Raw genomic sequence first — 23,347 nt, 5'->3', positions numbered from 1 at the left:
CCATGAACCAAGTATTAGAGATATGCGCAGTAGAAACAAGCGAAAGTATCCCAGCGCCAGTGGTTCTCGACACGGCGTTTCAGCAAGCCTGGGAGGGACAGCGTAGCGTTGTTCCTGTGGACGCCGAATTCGTTACCCAATTCATCTCCGGCCGGCAGATTCAGTACCGCAATGCGCATGCAGCAGACGCTCCTTACGAACAGGCGAGCTATGTGTTTCGCGACGGCAGTGGATTCGTTACGATCCAAGACGCGTCTGGCGTCGAGTTGTCGACCATCGAGGTACGCGCGGTCGACGTGCCAGAATATCTCCAGGGACTGACCGATCTGAGCGTAGTTGCGGGGGCGTTACTGGACGACGCCGGCTCGCTGGCCACCTTACGCCTGACCGCCGAGCTGGGCGGCCTGGTGGTGCAATACAGCAAGCTCAAGGGCAGCTATCAGGTAGCGGATCAACTCGCGATGCTGAAGCTGGCCGCACGCGTGAGCGAGATTATGGCTCTGCTAGGCCGGGCGCAGTTGTCCGACGCCGTGGCGAATATTGACACATCGTCCTATTTTGAATTCGACGAGCACATCAAGCCGTCTGCGCGCCAGAAGAAGAACAAGGCAGCCATGGCGCTGCTCAAACAGATTGATGCTGGCCAGATCGATGCCGAGGCATTGAGTGCCGAACAGAAAGCCATCTTGGCCGGATATTCTGGCAATGGCGGCGGCATGACGGGGGCCGATGGCAAGACCGGCAGCCAATACGAGTATTACACTCCGAAGCCGCTGGCCGAGGGCATCTGGTCCTTGATGGCTGACATGGGTTTTACGGGCGGCAAGGTGCTCGATCCTGCCGCCGGCACTGGCATTTTCGGGGCAACTTCGCCGCAACATGCCGTGATCGACGCGGTGGAGCTGGACACCACCTCGGGCCGCGTCAATCAGCTGGTCAATGGCAGCGCGCGCAATCACGTCACGATCAGCGCTTTCGAAGCCGTGGCGGCCAATACGCCGGACGAGATCTACGATGCCGTGGTCACCAATGTGCCGTTTGGCGACAACGCCGCGCGTGGTAAAGAAAAACTCAAGGATCCACGCTATCAAAGCGAATCGCTGGAAGCATATTTTATCTTGCGCTCCCTGGAGAAGCTGCGTCCGCGTGGCCTGGCCTGCTTTATCACCAGCAAAGCTTTCGTCAGCAGTGCGGGAGAGCAGAAGCTGCGCTATAAGGCGTCCCTGAAGGCCGAATTCATGGGCGCGTATCGCTTGCCGAACAAGATGTTCGATGCGACGGGCGCCGATGTGACCACGGACGTAATTGTGTTTCGCAAGTACAGCAGCGAGGCCGCCGAGAAGATCGAGGAATTGCAGCAGCAGGATCCCGACAAGTTGCATGTGGCGGGCGTTCTATGGGATGAATTTCTGTCCGGTGGCTATTTTAAGGGCACTGGCCGGCGCTTCATGCTGGGCGAAACCACCATGGACAAGGGCCGCTTCGGCGAGGTGGAAAAGGTTGTAAGCGACGACAGTATCGGTAACATCTCGAAGCTGCTGCGGCGCTTTGGTGAGTCGCGCATCGATTGGGGCAGCCTGAATGCCGCGCCGACGCTGCCGATTAGCTATAGCGACGGTGACGCCATTGCGGTCGCAGGGCGCACGATGGTCTATCAGAACGGCGTGTTTGCACCTGTGAAACAGTCGCCGGCGGACGCCAAGATGGTTGATATTGCCGATCGCTTGTATTCGCCGCTGCGCGCGGTCAACCAGGCCGCCACATGGAGCGATGCGAGCCGTCTGTACGCCTACATGATCGAGAAGGCCGATTATCAAGGGATGCCAGCATGGGTGAAGGATTGCGTCGTCGGCATTGACAATGCGGTCAATCTGAGCGAGCAGGCGGCCGTGTTCGATGTCCTTAAAACGGCGCTGGCGCTACGGGATGTCGTCAATCAGCATGCGCCGGAAGAGCCGTTTAGTTATGCCGAGGTCTATCTGCAACTTGGGGAGGCGATCAAAGGCCAGGTCAAGGGCGTCAAGGCCATACCGTCCGGCGTGCCGAAAGCGTTGCGCGATGCTGCGGCACTCCTGGGCATTTGGTACAACGTCAAGACTCGCGCTTTCAGCAATCGCTGGATGGGCACATCCTTGGCCGAAGTGGCGGTCGCCGAGCTGGCACCGACCCAGAAATACGAGCGGGCCAAGTATGAGCACGCGGACGACGCCGGCTTTATCGCGCTGGCGCACCTGAAAGAGGCACTGGGCAGCGACTTCGACCCGATGGGCGGCGACGCCTGGTGTATTTCACCGGATGGTCAGAGCGCCATGTCCGCCGAAGATTATTACGCCGGCAACTATGCCGACTTCTTGAAGCGTAATGCGGCGGAAATTGAGGCGGTGACGGATCCTGCCATCCGCGACAAGCTGGTGCGCCAGCGACAAGCTGCCGACGATCGCCTGGTGAAACCGGATGTGTCGGCGCTGACGATGAACCTGGCGACGCCATTTGTCGAGATCGAGCGCAAGGCCGAGTTCTTGCGCAAGTATCTGCATCCGGGATTCGCGGTGGTGTCCAGTGCGGACGGGCCGGTGATCGGCTTCGAGGGGACCAAGGGCAAGATGGCGGATGAGGATTTCCGCAATCTTAAACGCTACGCCGAATACATCAAGAGCGGGGGGCTGAGCACCCGTACCAAGCAGGAAGACAAGGCCATCGATTCGACCCTGGAGCCGGTGCGCATCGAGCGCCTAAAACAGCTCATTACCCAGACCAATCAGAAATTTGACGCCTGGACGAAAGCCAATACCAGCATCCAGGCCAGCCTGAAGTCGCAGTTTGAACGTCCTGATAACCTGTTCTTCCGCGAGGTGGACGATACGACGCCGTTGGAAATTCCGGGCTTGAACCCCGCATTTCAGCCGCATGGCTACCAGAACGCCACGATTCGCCGGTATGCCAAGCGGATGGGCGGGATATTGGGCTTCGACGTGGGCCTGGGTAAAACGTTTACCTCATTGACAACCGTGCAGCACATCCAAAGTATCGGCGTGAAGAAGAAAACCTTCTTTGTGGTCCCTAACTCGACCTTGACCAACTGGCAGAAGGAAACCAAGAGCTGCTATGCCTCGACTGAGGATTGCCTGTTCGTCGGCCTAGAGACGGTCGCCGACGGTGCTGCCCAGTTGAATTCCGGTAACTACGCCCGTGACCTCAATATCGTCCTGGAAAACCGTCATCGCAAGATCTTTATGACGCTGGAGGCGTTTGCCATGATCCCGATGCGTACGGCCACGTTGGAAGAATACGAAAGCCATTTGAAGCAGCACGACGCCTCCTATGACGGCGATGAAACCAAGAGCAAGGCCGCCTCAATCATCAAGGAAGGCAAGCTGGCCGGTGTCACGAAGTCCGGCGGCAAGGGTTCGGCGGCCGTGCCGTTCTTCGAAGACATGGGCGTGGATTCGTTGGTCTTCGATGAGGGGCACACCATGAAGAACAGCAAGACCACGGTGGATTTCAAGGGCGCTAAGTTCCTGTCGGCACCAGTGACCTCCGACCGCGGCCTCGATGCGCAAATTAAAACCTGGTATGTGCGTGGTAAAAGCAAGCTGGGCGACGGCGTGCTGGTGCTCACCGCCACGCCGATCACGAACAGCCCGCTGGAGATCTATGCCATGTTGACCCTGGCGGTGGGTGAACAGGAAGTCAACCGGCGCATGGGTGGCGTGCGCGGGGCAGATGCCTTCATGGAAGCGTTCTGCGATATCACTGAAGAAGAAACTACCTCGCTGTCGGGGACGGAGCGGCTGTCCCGTGTTTTCCGTGGTTTGCAAAATACGGCGCTGCTGCGCGACGTGTTGGGGCAGATCGCCAACATCAAGACGGCCAAAGAGGTCGATTTGTCGATTCCAGAGGCGCAGGAGCTGTCCACGGCGGTCGAGCTGCCGGAAGCGATGACGGAGGAGCTGAAGCGTATGCAGCGGCTGTACAGCACGGCATCGCGCCTCGTCCGCGAAAAACCTGTTTCACCGCATGAACAGGACGAATTGTTCGCGTACCTGAAGCAGAGCCGCGAAACGCCGGAGTTGGTCGCGCACCCATTCAATTTTATTAACAAGGTCAGCAAGCTGATTGCGGATCCAGAGACCGCGCGCCAAACCTCGGTCTACCTGTTCCCAGCCTCGCAAGCAGAGATTGCCCAGCAGGCTGTCGATCAGTTCAATGCCAGGAAGGTGACGGAAGAGCGAAATCGTCCTACCTTGCTGCAACGTGATGAGAGCGTAGTAAAACGGACGATCAAGAAGGGAGGCGCTGACGGCGACGGCGCTGATGTTGAGGTGCTGACGGTCCGCGTCGTGGCCGCGATCGATGGTGACAAGATCGTGATCGATACTGAGTCGCAGTCGACCCAGAATGTGTTCCTCAAGATTGCGACCGCTCTTAAATTGGACTTGGATGTCACCATTCCGCCCAAGCTGGCTGCGTTCCTGGGCAACTTCCAACAGGAGCAGGCCGCACCCAAGGCGGGCGGCAAGGCGAAGCAGCTGGTGTTTTGTGACATGCTGGCGCTGCATAACAAAATCCGCATCATGTTGGGCAAGCGCTGCGGCATTCCATCCGGCGCAATTGCCATCGTCAATCCTGAGGCGATCAAGGACGCCGGCCAGATGCAGGATGTGCAGGACGGCTTCAATGCGGAAGGCGAACAAAACCGCTTTACGGTCGTGATCGCCAACAAGAAGGCCGAAGTCGGCATCAACCTGCAAAAGGGTACGCAGGCCATTCACCATCTAACTGTTGGCTGGACACCGGATAGCTTGCATCAGCGTAACGGGCGCGGCGTGCGCCAGGGTAATCGACTGCAAAGCGTGACGATTTATCACTACGACGCCGACGGTACCTTCGATGAATACAAGCGCGGTATCGTTAGCAAGAAGGCTGACTGGATCGGCGAGCTGATGTCCGGCAAGGGTAACTCCGTCAAGATCGCCGGCGGCATCTCCAATCAGGATGTGGAAATGCTGGCCGAGGCTGCCGGCAGCGCAGAGGGCATGCGTGCTGTACGGGAAAAAATCGCCAGCCGCGAGGCGGTGGAGCGGCAACGTAGCGCCAAAGACGCATTGACGGCCAATCTATCGACCATGATGGCGCAGCGGGAAGTGGTGGCGCGCTACCCGACGGTCGGTATCTACCTGGGCGAGCAGGTAGCCGATGCTGCAGAAGCCTATTTCAAGCTGACGGCGGTGAAAGGCCGTTACGCGCGCTATGCCGATGCCAAAGATCCTGCGCAGACCGCGCGCGCGGCTGAGTTGCTGTCAAAGGCCCAGGCGGTGTATGACCGGATCGCCAATCCGATCAAGGCAAGTATTGCCATTGCCCCAGATAGCCGTCTCAAGACGTTAGAAGAGGCATTTGGTCAAACGAGCTGGGTCGAGACCGCGCGCGGATCGCAGGTAGTCAAAGGGATCAATCGCAACGGGATTATGAGCAGCGTTGCCAGTTCCGCCGGCGGCAATTCTTATACATCGTTTCGATTCTCCGTCATCGACGAGTCACCGATTGCACAAAACTGGGATACCGAAACCACGACGGCACGCGTGCTTGCTGACGAATCTGAAGCAAAGGCGCTGAGCCTCTGCGCCGACGCTGGCGTGTCGCTGGGCCGGATTGAACAAGCTAAAACCGGTGAGGCCAAGATCATTCGCAATCAGATCGTCGGTACAGGGGACTTCGTGATTGATCGCAAGGATCGCCTGTGGATTGTGGAAGATGGCAAGACAAGTAGCGTGCGGTCGATCGATGCCGAAGCGGCGAAGCTCCAGCGCGCGGATGAAAGTATTGTGTTTAGCGGGAATATCATCACTCAGGAGCATCCAGATAATGCTGTCTATCGTGCGACGGTGTTGCGGGCCGCGGCTGTTGATGACGGGCTGATTGCGCGCGGTCAAGGCGGCATGAATGCTGCCGCGATCGGGCTTTTGTATTCGACGTTGAATGCGGATGTGAAAGCTGCGCTCAAGGCAGCGCCACGCATTAGCGCGCTTCCCGATGAAGTCACTTTACCAGAGCCGATGTTTCCACTCGTGCTGAAACAAGGGGCGGACCAGTCTTTGCCGCTGATCAAGCGTATCGTCTCCGAACAGGAGGGGAAGGTGGAATACGTCACAGATCAGAATGGCGCCATCCGCGTGCTGGTGCCGGACGATGCCACCGTTGAGCGTTACAGCAAGCCGTCGTTAGAGAAAACCGCAAAAATGCTGCTACGGTACGGCATTACACAAGGCATGAAGGTGAGTGCGGCAGCGCTAAAGGTTTTCCATGACGAAGATAATGCGGACTTGGTTGAGGCACTGGTGAGAGCGGTCAACGGCGTGATCGGCACGATTGACTACACTACGATGGCCGCGGCCATCGAGGCCGCCACCACGTCGGAGGAGTTGGTGTGGTTGTGCAAGCAGGCCTATATATCCTATTATGCGGCGCTGGATTGGGACGACGCGGCGATCAACGCGCATTATGCTGAGACGTTTTCGGTCATGGTGAATGCCGCCTATCGTCGTAAATCCCTGACGCTCACGCAGCCAGCATCGACGCCGGCGGCCGAGGTGCCGGCCGCGACGGTCGCTGATGTTATGCCGTCACTAGAAAAATACGTGGCGATCATCGGCAATACGATGGCATTCAAGGATACGATTAAATCGGTTGCGCTGACGATGGGCTTTAAAGCGATGTTCCGAGGCAAGTGGCCGTCCAGGCAGCTACAGAGCGCGCCGGTCAATTCGTGGGTGGTGCCGCGCGAGGTCTATGAAACCATCTTGCGGGAGTATGCGGATCAGGTTCGCAGCTACAACATCTCTATTGCTTAACAGGAAGCTACATGCAATTCGTTAATTATTTACCCGATCAGGACTACTTGGCTGACAAACTAGCGGACCACCGGGTGGAGTTTGAAAAAAACAATCCGGGCCAATCGCATAGTGAATTCATGGCTCGACTTGCCAACAAGATCGTGCGCGCCGCACCGCAGAACTATCTGCGATTCGGCCCGTATTGGTGGGCGTTGAAGCTGGCGCTGATCGCTCGCGGCTATGCATACTCTGGGGAGCTTGAGCCGCTGCTGGCGAGCACATATAGTGGCCAGAACGAGCAATGGGAGTTTGATGCTGATGTCACGATCGTTGCCGCCTTCGAGTTTGCTGAGATGTACGACGCTACCCAATTTCAAGGCGTGCGGCAATTTGATCTATTCGGCAATGGCGAGTTTTACGTGTTGATGGATGAGAGCGTTGAGATGACGCGCTTGTAATTAGTGTGTCACCGGTTCAAAGGCTAAATCCATTTCTTCGGCGATGACCTTGAGCCGCTTGTCTCGGGTCCACAGGCGGGCAGCATGGATTGCTGTGCTGGCCAGCAAGTGCGTATCAATATACCCAATGCCACGCCCCATGAGCTTGTGCTGTTCGATGAAGAACAACGTTTCCTCGTTGGTGGCGGTGGGTAATTGCGGTAGCGATTGCAATAAATTTAAGATTTCGCTCCGGTTGCCCAAGCTGCCGCAAGCGAGTTCACCGACGACGAAGGGGTGACAATAACCCCTTCCCATTTCTAATAGCCCGGCTAGTGCTGGGCTACCGGCGCGCAAATGGTCAATCCAGATGGATGTATCGACCAAAATCATTGCGTCTCGCCCTTGCGACGTGCAATCTCCTGCAGTTGTGGTTCGCTGCCGCCTAAACGCGCCAGGCGACGCGCACTTTCACGCTGAATTAATGCGTTCAGCGCTTCCTTCAACAGCGCATTGCGTTCGTCCAAGCCGCACAATGTTTGCGCGCGGGCAAGAAGGGCGTCATCTAAATTGACTGTGGTACGCATAGGGTGCTCCATGTAAATAATTGAACCAATTATAGCATCAATTGATGATGTAATTGGTTCTTGGTATGTTGGCCGAGATGGAAACCGCAGAATAGTCGCGTAGATCTTTTGCTCGACAATGCTGAATACAGACGATTCAGAGCGATCATGGCAAAAGACACTGAGAAGAATGTGCCCAGCCTCTTCGGCAAAATGGGCACGTCGGCAAAAAAATGGTTTTCCGGGAACGTCGAGAAAGTGGACGATCTGGGCAAGGATGACCCCTACGCCTTTGACTTTGGCGCGGCGTCACAGTCTCTCCTGGGCACAGGCCGTCGCGCCGCCCGCATGCGCGCGCAGATTTATCAGAAATGGTCGTTTATGGAAGGCGACCCGATTGTGTCCGGCGCACTGTCGCTGATCGTCACGTCCGCGCTAGGCGGCCATGAGACGACGGGCAATACGGTCTTCATCGAAAAGAAGGCCGAGACGATCAAAAATATCAAACTCGCCAAGATGGTCGATGAGATCGACGCTGCCTTGACGCCCAAGCTCAATCAAATGGCGCATTGCATGGCCTATAACGGGGCAACCTTTGGGGACAGCTATGCGCGGCCCTATGTTGATAGCAGCGGTATCCGTGAATTGTATTTTGGCGAGATTGTCCGGCCACCTATGGTGCAAGCCTACGAGAAGGGCAATCGCACAGTGGGGTATATGGTCTATTCCGGCGCCAAGGCGATTGAGCGGCTAGATACAACGCAGCTTCTGCGCCTAAAAATGCCGAGGCTGGTCTGGGTGCCGCAGTTCGCGGTGCAGGACAAGGTGATCAAAATGGCCCTGTCCGAAAATGACCTGGATGAACTGCCGATTCTGCCGTCGATGGTCGGCGGCTCCTTCTTGCACCAGGCCGAAGAAGCCTACGATCATCTCTACGCCTCATTGCTTGGCTTGATCGGCCAGCGTTTCGCCGATTCGATTGATGAGCGCGTGCTGGGATTCAATGGCGATGGCATGACGGGAGACCAGAAGAAGAAATTTGGTGAGGGTGTCATGACCATGCTGAAGCAAGCGAAACAGCGTGCGCAGTGGGCGATTGAACATGGTCAGCCGATTCTGGAGAAGTTCACCACGGTGTTGCCATATCACGGCGACAAGCAGCTCACGAACCTGTCACAGTTGGTTGGCGACTCGGGCCGCAATGGCGAACCGTCGATCGAGGATGTGATGATGCACGCGCGCTTGCTGGGTGGCGCGCTGGGGGTGGATCTGTCGATGCTGGGTTTCGCCGATCAGCTATCCGGCGGATTGGGCGACGGCGGCTTCTTCCGCGTTAGCGCCCAGGTGGCGGAAAAGTCGCGCATTATCCGTGGCGCGCTGTCCGATTTCTTCAATTCCGTCATTGATCTGCACACGATGCACCGCTACGGGATCGTGTTTTCGGAAGAAGAGCGCCCCTGGAACATCAATTTCTACGGTTCCATTTCCGCCATGGAGGCCGAGAAGCAGCGGACCCGCCTGGAGTCAGCGAACTCCGCCGCTATGCTGGCGCAGGTCATGTCTCAGATTAAAGAGATGGGTCTGGACGAAAAGACGACTGCCATGTTCCTGGCGAAGCAAATGCTGTTAGATGAAGATGAGGCGGCCGCCTATGCCAAGGCCATGGCCGCCAAAGCTGTCGAGGAGAGCGATATTGGGGCTGTTTGATAACGTTGCCAATAGCATTGCCTTGCCGAAGAGCGCCGGCGCCATTGCTGCCATTGGACAAGCCAAGAAGTATCTACCGCCGCGCTTGGGAGCGCTGGTCAATGTGGGCTTGGGTGTTGGTAATAAGCTGCTGAGCGGCGATCTCGGTGGCGCTGCACTCTCGGTCCTGGATTCAGGTCTACTCGCCAATTATTTCCCGCGAGTGGACGGCCTGGCCGCATTGGCGGCGTATTGGGCCACGCCGACACCGCTCTTGGGTGGTATTACGCCGGCGGAAGCCAAGGCGATTTTTGATGAGTGCTCGGCAACCCGGTATGCCAAGAAAAACCTGTTTCTGGTCGAAGTCACGGATCTGATGCCGTCCAGTATGGATTCGTTGGTGTCGAAGCTGATGGCCGGCGACGGCGCCAGCATGTTCAACCTGTTTGCGACCGAGGTGAATTATTCGCCCTGGACGATTACTGGGGACAAGATGCGGGTCGGATCCGCGTCGATAGATTCGGTGCATAGTTTGGAATCTGTCGACCTGCGACTCACGACCATGGACGATTCGGTGGGCACGCTCAAAAAATGGTTTGAATCGAAGGCGGCGGCCGCGACCAAGCGGGACGGCTGCGTCGGCGTACCCATCGAATACCTGGTCAAGATCCGTATCTTGCATTCCTTTATTACCGATGCGAGCAATCGCGGCGGCTACGAGAGCGTTCTATATATGCGTCCGGCCAGCGTTGAATTTGATCTGTCGCGACGAGACGACACGGTGCAGGAAATTCAAATGACGTTCTCGCAGTTCGATTCATTCTTTCCGATAGCTTGACATGACCATTCAATCCGATAGCTTTGGCTTCCTGGTAGGCGATCCTGCTGATTGGGGCGAGGCACTTAAATTATGGGCCGCTATTCAGGATGACGTGCGTGGCATCCGCCAGGCGCTCACCTCAAGCGCTGCTGCCGCTAAACGGGCCACCCAGAGCAGCACGGCCCCAGTTCTTGCATTACCACGCCGTCAAAGCGCCGCGGCTGCGAAGGTGGTACAGATCGCCTCCAGGACGGTTGTGCAGCCTACGTCGTTGCTGAAGACGGCTGTTGTCAGTAAGGATGTGCTGCGGGCGGCCTTTCCTGAAACTGTGCGCCGCGATGCCAATGGCAGGTTTGTGCGGACAGATCGGGCGATTATGCTAAATGCGCTGCGCGCCGGGCAAGATCAGCCGAGTGAACGCAATGGAAAGGGCGAAAGCACTGATGGCCGCTCGGCTGTTTCCGGAAGAATCGGCGCGGTGGGAACCATGGCATCGAATGCGATCGACCGCGCGCCGGATGTGGATCCTGCCATCACCGCCGCAAAGGAACTCAGTGCGATTGTGACGCCGATCGGACGTGGTTTCGGCAAGATGCTTGGCCGTGACGGGGAAGAAAAGAAGAAGGTTATTTGGTTCAAGCGACTCTGGACCGAGTTACGGGGATTACGGCGGGATGAGACGGAATTCAGCAAGGCGCAACTGCGTAAGCTGGCCGCGATTGAGAAGAAGCCCGCCGCCGGCAGCAGTTCAGGGGGATTGCTGAGCCGTTTGGCGCCCAAAATCCCCGGACTCGGGATGCTGGGGAATTTGCTTGGCAAGGGTGGTAAGGGACTATTCGGGCTCGGCAAGGGCTTGTTCCGGCGCCTACCGCTGCTGGGCGCAATGCTGGCGGGCGGTTCTGCGTTGGCCAGCATGTTTGGTAGCGACGATCCTGACAAAACGCCGGCAGGAAATCGGAAAGGCCGCTTTGCCGGGGCCGGCAGCGGTGTGGGTGCATTAATCGGTGGCGGCATAGGGCTGGCTTTTGGCGGTCCGATTGGTGCGATGATCGGCGGGTTCATCGGCGACAAGCTGGGTGAAGTCACCGGCGAATGGCTATCCACCTTCGACTGGAAGGAAATTGGCAACAAGATCACGGCAACCTGGGACGACGGCGTTCAGAAATTTAGTGATGGATGGGATGCGATTACGGGCTTTTTTAAGGATAAATTTGAGATTGCCAGGAATGCCGCCAATGTGGTGAAGGATCTCGCCGTTCAGGCGGGAAACGCGGCTAACGAGGTCGTCAAGGGAAAAACTGGGATTGACGTCAAGGCAAAGGTAAGTAATGCGGCTACGATTATGAAGAATACGGCTGTTGCTGCCGCGGATACCGTCGACCAGTATGTCGTTAAGCCGGTGACGGCGGTCGCTGGCGCGGCTGCCAATTACGGGCAGCAACGTGTTGCCAAGATGGCGACACCGATTGGCCGTATGGTCAATGAGCGCTGGCAGACTGCAAAGGACTATTTGGTCGGCGGCGCGAGTTCTGCCGGCGTTGACCCTGGTGTAGTGGCGCAAATCGCGCATTTCGAGAGTGGTTTCAATAAGGACGCCGCTCCGATCCAGAAAAACGGTAAAAAACTGTCGAGCGCTCATGGTTACGGCCAGTTTATCGACGGGACTTGGACCGACATGATCAATAAATATGGCGGCAAGTATGGCGTTGATGGCGCTGGGAAATTGTCGAAGCAAGATGCAGAGAAGTACCGGAGCGATCCTAAAATTCAGGCTGGCATGCTGGCTGAGTTTACTCGGGAGAATATTGCAAAGGGGAGGAAGCTCGGTGGTACGGACGACGCAGCGAACGTCTACGCCTATCACAATCTCGGCGATGGTGATGCCGGCCGCATCCTGAAAGCGGTCAAAAATAATCCAGAAACGTCGGTGCGGGATGCGCTGGTGGGTGGTCGTGAGGTCAGTGACAGCGAGCGCTTGCGGATTGAGGCCGTCATCAAAAACAATAAAAGCTTGTATGGTGACGGGACGATCTCTGCTGGCGCCGCTTATCAAAATATGGGCAACAAAATGCGTATGGGCGAATTCTTCGCGCAGGATGCGAGAGCAATGCAGGCAAAGAGTGTTATGCCCTCGCTAGCGGTGACGCCGCAAGTGCCGGCGGTGCCGAATATCTCTGCCGTGCCGAATATACCGACCGTGCCTGCTATAGCGAAGATGCCGGATATCCCCGAGATTGCGTCAATATCGCCGGCGACGCAGCTCAATGCCAGGCCGTCGGGCACGTCGGTGACGGTCGTGGTACCTAAGTCTGATGTGGGGCAAGACTTGCGCGACCGCAAAATTGCCCATGTGGTGACGGGGGGAATGTCGGCGAATGGTTAGAGACGAAGTTAGAGTTTTTTTTGCGACGGTTTTTGATGGAATATTCTCTGACTATTAAGAAAGACTGGGGCCAGTTATAAAGATTTGATGTAAAGTAAATGTTCCGAATTGGCAATAAAACTAGGGGATCTAATGGCCGCACAGAAAAATAATGGAGCAGATGACGGGGAAAATCTTTCGAAGATTAAAGGATTGATCGAGGCTGGAGAGATCGATGCTATTTCCATAGACACGACAGTCTTTGACGATAATGGGATGCGGTTGGATAAAGGTCTTTTCGCGCAGTTACAGCAGTTTTCTCGTCATCCGTCAGATCTCATTATTTCAGAAGTCGTGTTAAAAGAAATTCAGCTTCATCTTATTGAACATCTTCAAAAGGCGAAGGGAAGATTCAGTCGAGATATGGCTGATGCATGTGAGTTCGTGGGTGGAGAGATCGCTGAGGTGTCTGCGCTCAAAGAAAAATTATCTAAAATGCCGCTGCCAGAGAAATTGTGTGAGGAGCAAATTGAAACTTTTATTGAACAATCAAAAGCCGAAATTATCGTTGCCGAAAAATATATTCAGGTGGGAGATCTGCTGAAATTATATTTCGAAAAATTGCCTCCATTCCATAACGAAAATCCGAAGAAGAAAGAATTTCCAGATGCCATTGCTCTAGCGAGTTTGGACGGATGGGCCAATGCAGAAAAGCGGAAAATAGTGGTTGTTTCAAGAGATGGAGATTGGAAAAGTTATTGTGATAAATCTGAGAACCTATATCTGGTAAGGGATTTTGCTGCAGCCTTAGAACTGTTTCAGAAACCGGACCAGTTTATTAGATCCAGACTGGAGCGCATTCGAGCAGATTTGGAGAACAAAGAATCTGATATGTCACGGATACTCCGGCAATACATCAAAGATTATGATGTTTGGGAAACCGCAGTGATTGAGGCAGATTCTCAATTCGAATTTGAAGAAGAGGGCGTATTCATCAAAGAAATTGTGGATGTTGTTCTATTAGAGGGTGAAGACGGGATTAGATTGACAGATGTTGATGACGATTCTTTCTCGATCAATTGCGAGTTTCAGGTTGAGGCATTATTCACAGTTGAGTTTAGATTTAGAAAATGGGACAGTATCGATAAGGAATATGTTCGTATGGGAAAAGGCAATGTTGCAGTTCCCGGTAAATTTGAAATGTCTGTGAATTTTAATCTGCCTATTAAAAGCCGTGATTTCGAAGACGGCTCGCTCAACGTTTTCGTGGGTCAGGTGTTTATTGAGGCTGGCGAAATTGAGCCTGATTGGATGTCGAACAGAGATTGATGTGCAACGGCTCGGGATCTGATATGGAAAACACCATCATTTAAGGCCGTCATGAGCCGGTAAAGTTAGGCCCACTATCTAACTTACCCGCATGAGGGCACCGTGACCGTATCCAATCCCGCTTACTTGCAGAGCCTGTACAACACCACTCGGGCGATGGGCGACAAAGCCATCTCCAGCGATGCCGCTTTCGAAATTGAGGGCTTTGAGCAGATGTGGCTGCTGACCAAGCAGTTTCCGTGGCCTGAGCTCTCCAGCGCCGGCGAAATTGAAATTCCCATGCCACTCGGTGCGGCGAAATGGGAGGCACAGCAGGTCAAAGTCAACCAGCAAGGTCAAATTACCTTGATGGAGACCAAGGCCGGCCACGTCTCCAAAATGATGCTGAACCTGATTCGTACCGGCGGCAAATTCAATGCCAAGGTTTATGAGGGCACACCGTCCCAGTTCTCGGTTGCGAAGCCGATTTATGATTGCTTCATCCAGCTGGATAACCCGGATCGTGATTGGGAAAACCGCTCCCAAGTGTTGAATATCTCGGGCACGCTGTTTTTCCATTATTTCAATGAAGAAATTCCGGGCAATATTTAAGCGTCATGGCGGAGTTTTCTAAAGCGCTGAAGGAGCTGGCCTTGCTCTTTCTGGCACAGGAAAGGCCGGTGGGTATCGTGCTGGAGGAAGAAACGGTGCTTGCCCAGGCGCTGGCCGCCGCCAGATATTGCGGTGGCTATGGCGCATTTGATGCGTTGCTGCCCGCGATGGCTTTTGCAGAGATGTCGACGGAAGCACGTGATCCCTGGGAGTCTTTATCGTCGTACCCACGTTTTCCTGTTCCGGACAACCTGTATCCGACCAGCGACTTTGTTGAGATCGACACGCCGCTGACGCAGAGCGAATGGGCGATTTTGCGTCCGTTGTTTATTCTTTACGTCGAGCGAGAAAACGCCGTCTACCTAGAAGCGTCTCGCTCCCTTGGCGTCGATGTCTACGGACGCTCTGCGTCCGAGATTGCCCAAGACATCGTTCAAAGGGAGGCGGACGTGCAGCGCTTGATGTTCTGTATGCCTATCGTGACGGTCTAGGGTATGCAACTGATTTTGTCATCCGGCACGGTGCTGCGCGGCGATCTGCTGCTGAGCGCCTGTCTGCATTCTGATCTGGCGCCGGTGCCGATGACGCTGGAAGCGGTCGTCAGGGCGACCGATACAACGGTCGCGGGGCTCAAGCAAGGTGAAACCATCAGCCTAGCCAGTGAGGGCTATATATTTCGCATCGTTCAGGTTCAGCGCAGCAAGGTGTCGGCCAACGTCCAGGGTAGCGACCAGATGGCTGCTTTGCACATTGTGGCGCTATTTGAGCCTTGTCATCAGATCGCATTTCGCCGCAAGACAGCGGTAATCAAAGAGGGCGCCACGCTAGGTAGTATTTACGGCGCGTGCGGTGCGCGCGTCAAGATTAATGCGGATTACCCGATTGCGCGCTTTGCCTGTTATGCCGGCGGCGTGCCGAGCTACGAAGTCGCCAAGGTGTTGCAAGAAGAGGGCGGTGCCATTTATACCGATGGCCGGGAAGTCACGTTCATTCGCCTGCAGGATATTTTCAAGCAAGAGCCGATATTGCGCCTGGAGCAGGATACGACTGAGAATATCGATAGCGGCTTCATGGAGCGCCACGAGGTGCCGTCTTTCTTTTCGATTGATGCATCCGGCGCATTTGTCTATGGCAACCGCTCCAAAGTGCGTGCTATTGGCTATCAGCCAAGAACCGATATCCGCATGCTGTGGAACATGACGCGCGCCTTGATTCAGAAAAAAATCTTGAAATCCGACTATCTCCCGACTGTTAATGCCGGCAAGGTCATTCAGATAGAGCGCATCAACTACGCCATCATCACTGCTGCGCATGCCTTTGAGAGTGGATCGGACGGCGGCGATAGCCGCCTGTACTCCAAATTCTGGCTTGGCACGCTGGAGAAATAGCGCATGCTGCCTTCCCGTATTCCCGGCATCGTCCGGTCCTATCTGGCGGTTTCGCGTGAGTGTCGTGTCGAAATCCCCGGCCTGACGGATGGTGCTGATGTGCTGCCGTTGGCGGAAATTGAGTATCCCATTGGTGACAAGAGTCGTGCGGACAGCCATGCTACCGAGATCGAGATTCTGCCAGGCGATCTTGTCTGGCTGGCATTCGAGGGTGGCGATCCACGCTATCCGATCATCACCGGTTTTCGGAATCCTAGGGCTGGCAACGCGATTGATTGGCGGCGCTGGCATCACGCAAATATCGAACTGACCGCGGACGGGATATTTCGTGTCAATTGCGCGCGCTACGAGATCAATGCCACTGAAATGGTTGACGTGAAGACGCCACAGGCGACGTTTTCAGAAAAAGTCACGTCAGCCGGCCTACTTACGTATCAAGGCGGCTTGGCCGGATCCGGCGGCAGCGGCGGGGCGTCGGCCAAGATACAAGGCGGTATCGAGAATACCGGCGGTGAGATTGTCAGCAACGGTATTGGGGTGGAATCGCACCATCACGAAGAACACGATGGCCCGCCGACTGGCCGGGCAAAAGCATAATTTACAATGGCAAGGAACGATATGGCAAAGAATCTCATTTTCAGTTTTGACGACATGGGCAGCAAGAAAGATGCGGCAACCCGCGCAGTGGTGCGCCACTTCGCTCGCGCAGGCTCCCATATCGTTCAGGGCGACGTGTCGCCCAATATCAAGCGCTCATCCGGCGTGTCCTACCGTGAAATGATATTAACGTTCGCCGATAGTCAGGTAGTGACGTTTTTGATTAAGCAATCAGGGGATATATTTCAGGTCAGGCTGAACGGGAAGATCGTGCCGCTCAAACACCAGGACGATCAGGCAGCGGCCATTGGTGAGATGGTCGGCATGATGGATGCAGGCCGCTCCAAGTTCCAGGCAGCCATGGCAAAGGCGCGTATCCAGTTACCAGATAGCATACGGACGGCAGCGCCAAAAATGGAGATCGCGCTACAGGAAAAACTGGCTGCATTAGATGTCGCCATCGCTGTGATAGAGGACGAAATTTCGATACAGAGAGATTAATTTGTCTTGCTATTGGTTATTGCTGCTCATCGTGGATTTACAATCGTTTGCAAATTTGAGCGAGAAGGCTTGTTTCAATAACGTAGGGTCAATGCTAGAGTAGGCGCGCACCATTTTTGATAGGGTTATTTCTACTAGCCAGTGCGCCAGACTAGTCATTTCCAACCTGGTTGTTGTAATAATGAACTAGCATGGCTCGCTTTTTTGACATTCTTCATATTGAGCCACCCCATGAAACTTCATTATTCCATTCAATCTACATATTCGCAAAAAGCACTTTTGGCGTTTTACGAAAAAGGCGTTGATTTCACTCCGGTGCAAGTCAGCGTATTGGATCCCGTAGCAAGCGCAGAGTACAAAAAAACCTACCCCCTTGGCAAAATTCCATTGCTGACAGGTGACGATATTTTCATCCCAGAATCGACGATTATCATCGAATACCTTGAAAATGAATTTCCCGTTTCGGGCACGAAGTTGATTCCCGAAGATAAGACTGTGGCTCGTCGGGTGCGTTTTAAAGACCGCGTCTTTGATTTATATTTGAATAATCCGATTGCGACGATTTTTTTTGATTCATTAAAACCAATCGAAAAGCAAAATCCAGAAGCCGTAGCTAAGGCACACCAAACCATTGACGTGGTCTACGGTTTTATGGAGCAAGACCTCAAGAACAATAATTTTGCCAGCGGCAACGAATTCAGTATGGCGGATTGTGCTGCTTTCGCACCATTGTTCTATGCCCAAAAATTACATTCATTTGCTCATCTTCCAAACATTAGTGCCTACTTCAATCGCTTGATGCAGCGCAAGAGCGTGCAGCGAGTTCTTGCCGAATTGTTGCCGGCGCTGGAAAAATTCAATAGTAAATGAATGCCCATTTGTTTGTAACTTTAATCATATAGAATTGATTGTCAGTTTAAGGTTGGGCGGGCGCGGCAACGTGCTCGTAAGACCCTTCATATCTCAAAGCTCATAGATATCACATTTGCTCTACAGATTGCGTTTCTGTTTCAGTGATTTGGCTAAGTTGATATAAATAGCTTAAAAGCATATTTACAGAGGCATTCGGCGACTGTCCATGGTTGATTGTTGTCGGCAGGTTCGGCGATTTGATCGCTAAAGAAAATAGCCTGGACAAACTTCTGACATGGAAAACCGCCAAAAGTAGTAGTGCGTCACCGCGTAATAATGGAATTGCACATACCGCGTAGGTACTTCACCTGCGCCGACATTGGGGCAAATCTTAATTACGACAAGGGTGATCTATGCCAAAGCAACATGCGGAATATAACAACGCAAGAACAGAAAAAGTCAGTACGTTTTACACGAAGTTAAAAGAAACGGCGGTCAGCAGCAATGGTGTGTTTGATTCCGCCAGTGCCGGCGCATTTATTGCAGACGCGCAGAGTCTGTCGGCATCGATCACCGGTATTGAGATTCCAGAGAACTTGCAGATTCTCTTCGATGAATCAGGTGACGGTCGCACCAGCATCGCGGGCGCCATTCTGGACGGTGCGACCTTTTACGAAGCAGAGCACGGCGTCGAGCCGACTGCTGATGTGCTGGAATGGGCCATTCACCAAGCCTACGGAACATCGGAAAATGCGCGTTCCAGATACAAGCTCGACTCGGCCTCCAATCTGGCGCACGATCCCATGTCCTTGCAACAAAATCGCGCCGTGATCTCGATTACGGCCGCCATGGCGGAAGCCATTCCGGTTGCGAACTATCTGCCCGCCGATATTGGTTCCAATGAAGCACCGTTGGTGATCGTCTCGCACGAAGCCGGTAGCACTTTCGGCCATTATGGCGCCGGCGATTTGATGGACGGTGTATTGAGCGGCCGTGCCTATACCTCAGCACAGCGCACTCATCTTCTGAAACGTACCGGTGATGACTTTGGCGGCAAGGTGACACCGATTCAACTGACTGCCGATACCTGCGACCAGGATGCACCGTCGGCCAAGCTGCTCAAGGGCCGTACCATCATCTATATCAATGGCTTGCCGGTGGCGAAAGAGACCAGCGCCGACGCGCCGGCTTCGGCCTCGCCGATTAGCGGCTATGTCCGCCTGGGCAGCACGCTCTTTACCGTGTCCGGTTCGATGAACTCGGATACCGGCGCCGTGAAAGTGACGACTGTGCCGGCGTTGCCAGCGAACACCCCAGTGATCGCCGAAGCTGTGATCGACTTCGAGAACAACAAGGGCATTATCCCGATCGTTAATACCATTGCGACGCGCTTTATTCTGCGCGCCTCGCCCTGGAAAGCCAACGCCTTTGTCTCAACGGATAGTCAAACGCAGATGGCCAATGAAATCGGGTTGAATCCGATGGGCGAATCGATGCTGGCCATTCGCAATCAGTTTGCCAATGAGCGCCATTACCAGGTGCTGGAGAAGGCCGCCCGGATTGGCGCCAACAACGCCATGGTCTGGGATTTCAAGTGGGATACCCAAGGTCTGGAAAAGACCCGCGCGCAGATCTGGCAGGACGGTTCCTGCATTCTCGGTGCGGCTAGCCAGCAAATGGCCGAAGACACCATGGATCATGGCATCACGCATTTGTACGTCTCCAAGAAGATGGCGGCGATGATCCAGGGCTTGCCGAGCACCTTGTTTGTCCCGTCAGGTGTGACTGCCCGTCCTGGCATCTATCGCGTTGGTCGTCTATTCGGCATGTACGAGGTGTATTACTCGCCGCGCATCGTGGATGTGGATCACAAAACGACTCGGATTATCTGTATCGGTCGCTCGACCCAGGTGGCGCGTAATCCGTTCGTTCTTGGCGACGCGGTGGCACCAATGCTGATCAACATGAATGCCGATGAAGACCAGCGCTACAAGCAGGGCTTCTATGCGCGTAACTTTACGGCGGTCAATCCGCATCTTCCGTCCGCGATGGGATGTGCCGTCATCGAAGTCATCAATCTCGACTAGTCCACCCACACCGAAGGAGCGGCACAAATGGCAAGCACATTACATTTGGGCGCTTCTTCCCTGACGGGGAAGAGCGTCAATGCATTAGTCGAAGAGGCATTCGGGACATTCGAGTTTCCTCTTGCCTTGCGACTTACGAATAACACACCGCGCTACCTGGTGTTTCCAGATATCCGGGCCGAGCTGAAGCCGAATTTCAGCACGCCAGACAACCAGATCGATGTCACGTTCAAGGATCACGCCCAGCTGACACGTTTTGCGTCGGACGTGGACTCTTTGTCTGAACTGAACCAATGGGCGGAAGCGATGGCACTGGATGCGTTGGACGACGGCCAGCCTGACGAGGTGGCCGCCAAGGCTCCTGCCGGCGGCAAAGGCCAGAAAAAGGCTGCGACTGAACCGAAATCGCCGGCAGACACTGCAGCGGACGACGCGGCCAATACCGACAAAAAATAAGGAACCAATATGTCTACTGCTTTTAACCGGCAACTTGGCTCTCAATCGGGCGTGCAATTGAATCCTTTGCGGGATATGACCGATGGTTACGCGCCGGATAATTCCGATCAGGTGTTTGGCATCGTCATGCGCGCCACGCGCGGGCGCATCGATAAACCGTTTCGCGTCAATCGCGGCAATTTCCAAAAGAAGCTCGGCCGCGGCGAATCGTTGCGCGCATCGGCGCTCAATGAGGCGCATATCCACGTCTATGAAGCTCTGCAAAAGGGTGCGGCCTCGGCGGTGGTGCAGCGTCTGACGACCAGTACCGCCGTGCTGTCGACCATCATTGTGACCCAGCCGGAAGCCCCTGCGACGGACCTGCAATTTACGGTTGCTGCTGATGTGCCAATCGACAAGCCATTTTTGTTGTCGGTAAAACATCTTGAGTGCTACAACGACGGCGTGGTGGTAGAACTGCACGCCGACCCGGTGATGGAGAATGGCGCGTCCGTCGCTAATCGCCTGGTGACGCTGCGATTGCGTGATAAGGATCGCAATACCCTCTACGAATTTGTCGGATCGCTTAATCCGGACGCTCTAGATGACTACCAGCAGAGTGCCTACTTGCCGGACGTGGTGGAGCGCACGACCGACAACGTTGAGGTGCTGGTGGGCAATGGCGGCCAGATCGCGCCGACATGGAATGCGTATGGACGGGACGCCAATGGCCGGCCCAAGTTCGCCATTTCTCCGGTGATGACCTATTTTACCGAGGGCAGCACCGCCTATGGTGTACCGGATTTTGCGCGCGCGCGGGATCTGCTGCAGAAGACGGAGCACGATTACGCCTATATCGTCAGCGGTGGTTCGCATGCGCCGGCGCTGCTGTCTGCCTTGGCCCAGTTGGCCTATGACACCAACCGGCAGTTTGCCTGGGATGTCCCTGGCACGCTGACGCCGGAAGCGGCCATTGCCTTCATTGCGCAACTGAACTTTGATTCGCACTACTGCCAGGCGTACTGGGCGCCGCTGAAGTCTGACGATCCACTGGGCTTGAACGGCAAAGTGGTACTCGGCACCTCGGCGTACAACGTGGCACGGCGTTGTTTGCGCAATGCCCAGACGGATGCTAACGGCTTTGCGCCTAAAAACTATCCGATTGCCGGTAAAAACTGGCCGCTGGATAGAACGGGGATTGTTCAGATCCATACGCCGGACGACGACTTGAGCGATCTGGCGGATGCCAAGATCAATCCCGTGATCTACGTCAAATACAACGGTGGCGGCAAGTACGTGTTCAGTGATTCGCTGACCTGCGCTAAAACGGCGGTCTCCATGAAAAAGCTGATCTCGGTGGCTGATATGTCCAGCTCGATCGATGATTGGGTCACGCGCTTTGCGAAAGAGGCGTTGCAGCTCCCCATGGAAGTGTCCGTCAAAAAGACGGATGCCTTCCTCAAAAAGCTGTTCAAGGATGCCAAAACGGCGAAATGGATTGTGCCCAGCACCGAGATGGACGGGGAAGCGTTTCAGTACGTGGTGCAGCCTAATGCGCTACGGCCGGCGGATCGCATGGACGTGTCCTATTCCTTGAAATACGACGGCACCAATCGCCAAACGTTCGTTACCCAAACACTTTCCCGCTAATCGGGCTTTACAAAATGAAAGGAAGAAAATGAGTCATTTAGCTGCAACAGCGATCCGCAATACCTTGTTTGGCAAGGATGTTGCGCACAAAAGCTGGCAGACGGTACTGGATTCGGCATCCGATGACGAAGGCGGCAATGCCGCGGCGGACTACGCCGCGACACATATCGCGCTAGGCGTGGCATCAACCATCCAGGAATGGATTGAAACCGATGATCTGGATGAAGACGAAACCTTGGCTGATCGCCTCCTGGCGAATATGGTCGGTCTGGTGGACGCGAACAAGGACGGCGAGCTGAGCGACGACGAAGCCGACGTGCTGGAGACCGCATTGGAATTCGCCTGGGACTATCTGGCTGAGAAGGGCGTCTCGGATGAGGATTGCAGCAAGCTCCTGAACGATTGGGACGAAGCGGCCGCAGACCGGATCCGGGATCTTCTGGCCGCTAGCTTGCCGGATGGCGATGATGCGTCGAGCGCCGATATCGACAATTTTGTGTTTGGCGACGAGGGCAGCGATGCGGTGCTGGACGCCACCTACAAGAAGCGCATGGTGATCCGCAAGGGCAAGAAAGTGCGAATCAATAAGCGCATTTCGGGCCGGATCCGTCTGACTGCCAAGCAGAAAGTCAGCATTCGCAAGGCGCAGATGAAGGCGCACACGGCCAGCGCCACCATGCGCCGCATGAAGTCGATGCGGCTGAATCGGAAGATGGGTCTGAGCAAGTAATCGTTCTCAACTTGAATTAACACTTCAACACAGCGGGCAGCCAGGTGAATCGGCTGCCCGCAATTTTATGTAAGGCGGAAATATGGCAGCACCTGGGCAGGGCACGACGGCAGACCAGCAGATCCTCGGTTCCCAATGGTTAGGGCTCTCCCAGCATCTGATCGCCAAGATTTATCCAGTTGATAACAAGGGACTGCGCGCGGGGCAAGAGCAGATAGAGGTACACGCACCGGTGACCGCCGGCGGCAATATGGAAGCGACGCTGAATTGGCAGTCGCCATTCGAGCAGAGCAGCCCGGATAGCAAAGCTCCAGCCTTGATTGCCATGCTGCAGTCGGGCGCGCTCGTGCCCGGAATGAACGATTTTTACTCGTTCTTCGGTTGGAAGTGTTGAAGATTGCTTAAAATTGCCCCACTGTTTTCATCGAAATCTGCCCCACCCTGTTAATGCGTAATTCATATTATTTCTGTGGATAAGTTTTC

The 23,347-nt window shown here is 54.9% G+C and carries 19 protein-coding genes; 17 read left to right on the top strand and 2 right to left on the bottom strand.

The annotated features are described in order from the left end of the window. Nucleotides 1-2 precede the first annotated feature (2 nt). The gene (locus tag ACIPF8_RS18615; RefSeq protein WP_400423823.1) at nucleotides 3-6,851 is read left to right on the top strand and encodes an SNF2-related protein; all 6,849 of its coding nucleotides are present in this window, start codon (nucleotides 3-5) and stop codon (nucleotides 6,849-6,851) included. Between the two features lie 11 nt (nucleotides 6,852-6,862). Next, nucleotides 6,863-7,291, top strand: coding sequence for a hypothetical protein (locus tag ACIPF8_RS18610; protein ID WP_400423821.1), 429 nt, complete (start codon nucleotides 6,863-6,865; stop codon nucleotides 7,289-7,291). On the opposite strand, the gene ACIPF8_RS18605 is transcribed toward ACIPF8_RS18610, so the two are convergent. Both ACIPF8_RS18605 and ACIPF8_RS18600 read right to left on the bottom strand, forming a co-directional pair. Continuing rightward, complete coding sequence (locus ACIPF8_RS18605) at nucleotides 7,292-7,663, bottom strand: type II toxin-antitoxin system VapC family toxin (RefSeq protein ID WP_400423819.1); 372 nt, start codon at nucleotides 7,661-7,663, stop codon at nucleotides 7,292-7,294. It abuts the gene before it with no gap. Further along, the gene (locus ACIPF8_RS18600) at nucleotides 7,660-7,857 is read right to left on the bottom strand and encodes a type II toxin-antitoxin system VapB family antitoxin (protein WP_342831728.1); all 198 of its coding nucleotides are present in this window, start codon (nucleotides 7,855-7,857) and stop codon (nucleotides 7,660-7,662) included. Before ACIPF8_RS18600 ends, ACIPF8_RS18605 begins: the two co-directional genes overlap by 4 nt. 147 nt (nucleotides 7,858-8,004) lie before the next feature. Here ACIPF8_RS18600 and ACIPF8_RS18595 point away from each other — a divergent pair, with 147 nt between their 5' ends. The 15 genes from ACIPF8_RS18595 (at nucleotide 8,005) to ACIPF8_RS18525 (ending at nucleotide 23,258) form a co-directional block, all read left to right on the top strand. Then, nucleotides 8,005-9,543, top strand: a complete 1,539-nt coding sequence (locus ACIPF8_RS18595) for a hypothetical protein (protein WP_400423817.1) — start codon at nucleotides 8,005-8,007, stop codon at nucleotides 9,541-9,543. A gap of 22 nt (nucleotides 9,544-9,565) precedes the next feature. After that, on the top strand, nucleotides 9,566-10,360 hold the full coding sequence (locus ACIPF8_RS18590) for a hypothetical protein (protein WP_400423816.1): 795 nt from the start codon (nucleotides 9,566-9,568) through the stop codon (nucleotides 10,358-10,360). Between the two features lies 1 nt (nucleotide 10,361). Continuing rightward, nucleotides 10,362-12,725, top strand: a complete 2,364-nt coding sequence (locus ACIPF8_RS18585; RefSeq protein WP_400423815.1) for a hypothetical protein — start codon at nucleotides 10,362-10,364, stop codon at nucleotides 12,723-12,725. A 132-nt stretch (nucleotides 12,726-12,857) separates the two neighbouring features. Further along, nucleotides 12,858-14,033 (top strand): PIN domain-containing protein, encoded by a 1,176-nt coding sequence (locus ACIPF8_RS18580; RefSeq protein WP_400423813.1) that lies wholly within the window; start codon nucleotides 12,858-12,860, stop codon nucleotides 14,031-14,033. Between the two features lie 102 nt (nucleotides 14,034-14,135). Beyond that, nucleotides 14,136-14,624 (top strand): hypothetical protein, encoded by a 489-nt coding sequence (locus ACIPF8_RS18575; protein ID WP_400423811.1) that lies wholly within the window; start codon nucleotides 14,136-14,138, stop codon nucleotides 14,622-14,624. 5 nt (nucleotides 14,625-14,629) lie between these two features. Beyond that, on the top strand, nucleotides 14,630-15,115 hold the full coding sequence (locus ACIPF8_RS18570) for a hypothetical protein (RefSeq protein ID WP_400423809.1): 486 nt from the start codon (nucleotides 14,630-14,632) through the stop codon (nucleotides 15,113-15,115). 3 nt (nucleotides 15,116-15,118) lie between these two features. Further along, the gene (locus ACIPF8_RS18565) at nucleotides 15,119-16,012 is read left to right on the top strand and encodes a hypothetical protein (protein ID WP_400423807.1); all 894 of its coding nucleotides are present in this window, start codon (nucleotides 15,119-15,121) and stop codon (nucleotides 16,010-16,012) included. Nucleotides 16,013-16,015: 3 nt separating this feature from the next. Continuing rightward, the gene (locus tag ACIPF8_RS18560) at nucleotides 16,016-16,609 is read left to right on the top strand and encodes a hypothetical protein (RefSeq protein ID WP_400423805.1); all 594 of its coding nucleotides are present in this window, start codon (nucleotides 16,016-16,018) and stop codon (nucleotides 16,607-16,609) included. Nucleotides 16,610-16,630: 21 nt separating this feature from the next. After that, nucleotides 16,631-17,110, top strand: a complete 480-nt coding sequence (locus tag ACIPF8_RS18555) for a hypothetical protein (RefSeq protein WP_400423803.1) — start codon at nucleotides 16,631-16,633, stop codon at nucleotides 17,108-17,110. Between the two features lie 231 nt (nucleotides 17,111-17,341). Then, a complete protein-coding gene (locus ACIPF8_RS18550) occupies nucleotides 17,342-17,980 on the top strand; it encodes a glutathione S-transferase family protein (protein WP_400423801.1) in 639 nt (212 codons plus the stop codon). 491 nt (nucleotides 17,981-18,471) lie between these two features. Next, nucleotides 18,472-20,049 (top strand): hypothetical protein, encoded by a 1,578-nt coding sequence (locus ACIPF8_RS18545; RefSeq protein WP_400423799.1) that lies wholly within the window; start codon nucleotides 18,472-18,474, stop codon nucleotides 20,047-20,049. A 27-nt stretch (nucleotides 20,050-20,076) separates the two neighbouring features. Further along, complete coding sequence (locus ACIPF8_RS18540; protein ID WP_400423797.1) at nucleotides 20,077-20,505, top strand: hypothetical protein; 429 nt, start codon at nucleotides 20,077-20,079, stop codon at nucleotides 20,503-20,505. A gap of 9 nt (nucleotides 20,506-20,514) precedes the next feature. Then, nucleotides 20,515-22,134, top strand: a complete 1,620-nt coding sequence (locus tag ACIPF8_RS18535; RefSeq protein ID WP_400423795.1) for a hypothetical protein — start codon at nucleotides 20,515-20,517, stop codon at nucleotides 22,132-22,134. A 28-nt stretch (nucleotides 22,135-22,162) separates the two neighbouring features. Further along, complete coding sequence (locus ACIPF8_RS18530; protein WP_400423793.1) at nucleotides 22,163-22,864, top strand: hypothetical protein; 702 nt, start codon at nucleotides 22,163-22,165, stop codon at nucleotides 22,862-22,864. A gap of 82 nt (nucleotides 22,865-22,946) precedes the next feature. Then, nucleotides 22,947-23,258 carry a hypothetical protein gene (locus ACIPF8_RS18525; RefSeq protein ID WP_400423791.1) on the top strand — a complete coding sequence of 104 codons (312 nt, stop codon included), beginning with the start codon at nucleotides 22,947-22,949 and terminating at the stop codon, nucleotides 23,256-23,258. Nucleotides 23,259-23,347 lie beyond the last annotated feature (89 nt).

The sequence above is a fragment of the Collimonas sp. NPDC087041 genome (assembly GCF_044745265.1).
Lineage (GTDB): Bacteria > Pseudomonadota > Gammaproteobacteria > Burkholderiales > Burkholderiaceae_D > Collimonas.
Note: the sequence above shows the minus strand (reverse complement) of the source record. Positions and strands in the feature narration are given on the sequence as shown.

Excerpts from the sequence above, each read along its gene's own strand:
- ACIPF8_RS18615 (WP_400423823.1), top strand. The coding sequence starts at position 3 with ATGAACCAAGTATTAGAGATATGCGCAGTAGAAACAAGCGAAAGTATC.
- ACIPF8_RS18610 (WP_400423821.1), top strand. The coding sequence starts at position 6,863 with ATGCAATTCGTTAATTATTTACCCGATCAGGACTACTTGGCTGACAAA.
- ACIPF8_RS18605 (WP_400423819.1), bottom strand. The coding sequence starts at position 7,663 with ATGATTTTGGTCGATACATCCATCTGGATTGACCATTTGCGCGCCGGT.
- ACIPF8_RS18600 (WP_342831728.1), bottom strand. The coding sequence starts at position 7,857 with ATGCGTACCACAGTCAATTTAGATGACGCCCTTCTTGCCCGCGCGCAA.
- ACIPF8_RS18595 (WP_400423817.1), top strand. The coding sequence starts at position 8,005 with ATGGCAAAAGACACTGAGAAGAATGTGCCCAGCCTCTTCGGCAAAATG.
- ACIPF8_RS18585 (WP_400423815.1), top strand. The coding sequence starts at position 10,362 with ATGACCATTCAATCCGATAGCTTTGGCTTCCTGGTAGGCGATCCTGCT.
- ACIPF8_RS18580 (WP_400423813.1), top strand. The coding sequence starts at position 12,858 with ATGGCCGCACAGAAAAATAATGGAGCAGATGACGGGGAAAATCTTTCG.
- ACIPF8_RS18570 (WP_400423809.1), top strand. The coding sequence starts at position 14,630 with ATGGCGGAGTTTTCTAAAGCGCTGAAGGAGCTGGCCTTGCTCTTTCTG.
- ACIPF8_RS18565 (WP_400423807.1), top strand. The coding sequence starts at position 15,119 with ATGCAACTGATTTTGTCATCCGGCACGGTGCTGCGCGGCGATCTGCTG.
- ACIPF8_RS18560 (WP_400423805.1), top strand. The coding sequence starts at position 16,016 with ATGCTGCCTTCCCGTATTCCCGGCATCGTCCGGTCCTATCTGGCGGTT.
- ACIPF8_RS18555 (WP_400423803.1), top strand. The coding sequence starts at position 16,631 with ATGGCAAAGAATCTCATTTTCAGTTTTGACGACATGGGCAGCAAGAAA.
- ACIPF8_RS18550 (WP_400423801.1), top strand. The coding sequence starts at position 17,342 with ATGAAACTTCATTATTCCATTCAATCTACATATTCGCAAAAAGCACTT.
- ACIPF8_RS18540 (WP_400423797.1), top strand. The coding sequence starts at position 20,077 with ATGGCAAGCACATTACATTTGGGCGCTTCTTCCCTGACGGGGAAGAGC.
- ACIPF8_RS18535 (WP_400423795.1), top strand. The coding sequence starts at position 20,515 with ATGTCTACTGCTTTTAACCGGCAACTTGGCTCTCAATCGGGCGTGCAA.
- ACIPF8_RS18530 (WP_400423793.1), top strand. The coding sequence starts at position 22,163 with ATGAGTCATTTAGCTGCAACAGCGATCCGCAATACCTTGTTTGGCAAG.
- ACIPF8_RS18525 (WP_400423791.1), top strand. The coding sequence starts at position 22,947 with ATGGCAGCACCTGGGCAGGGCACGACGGCAGACCAGCAGATCCTCGGT.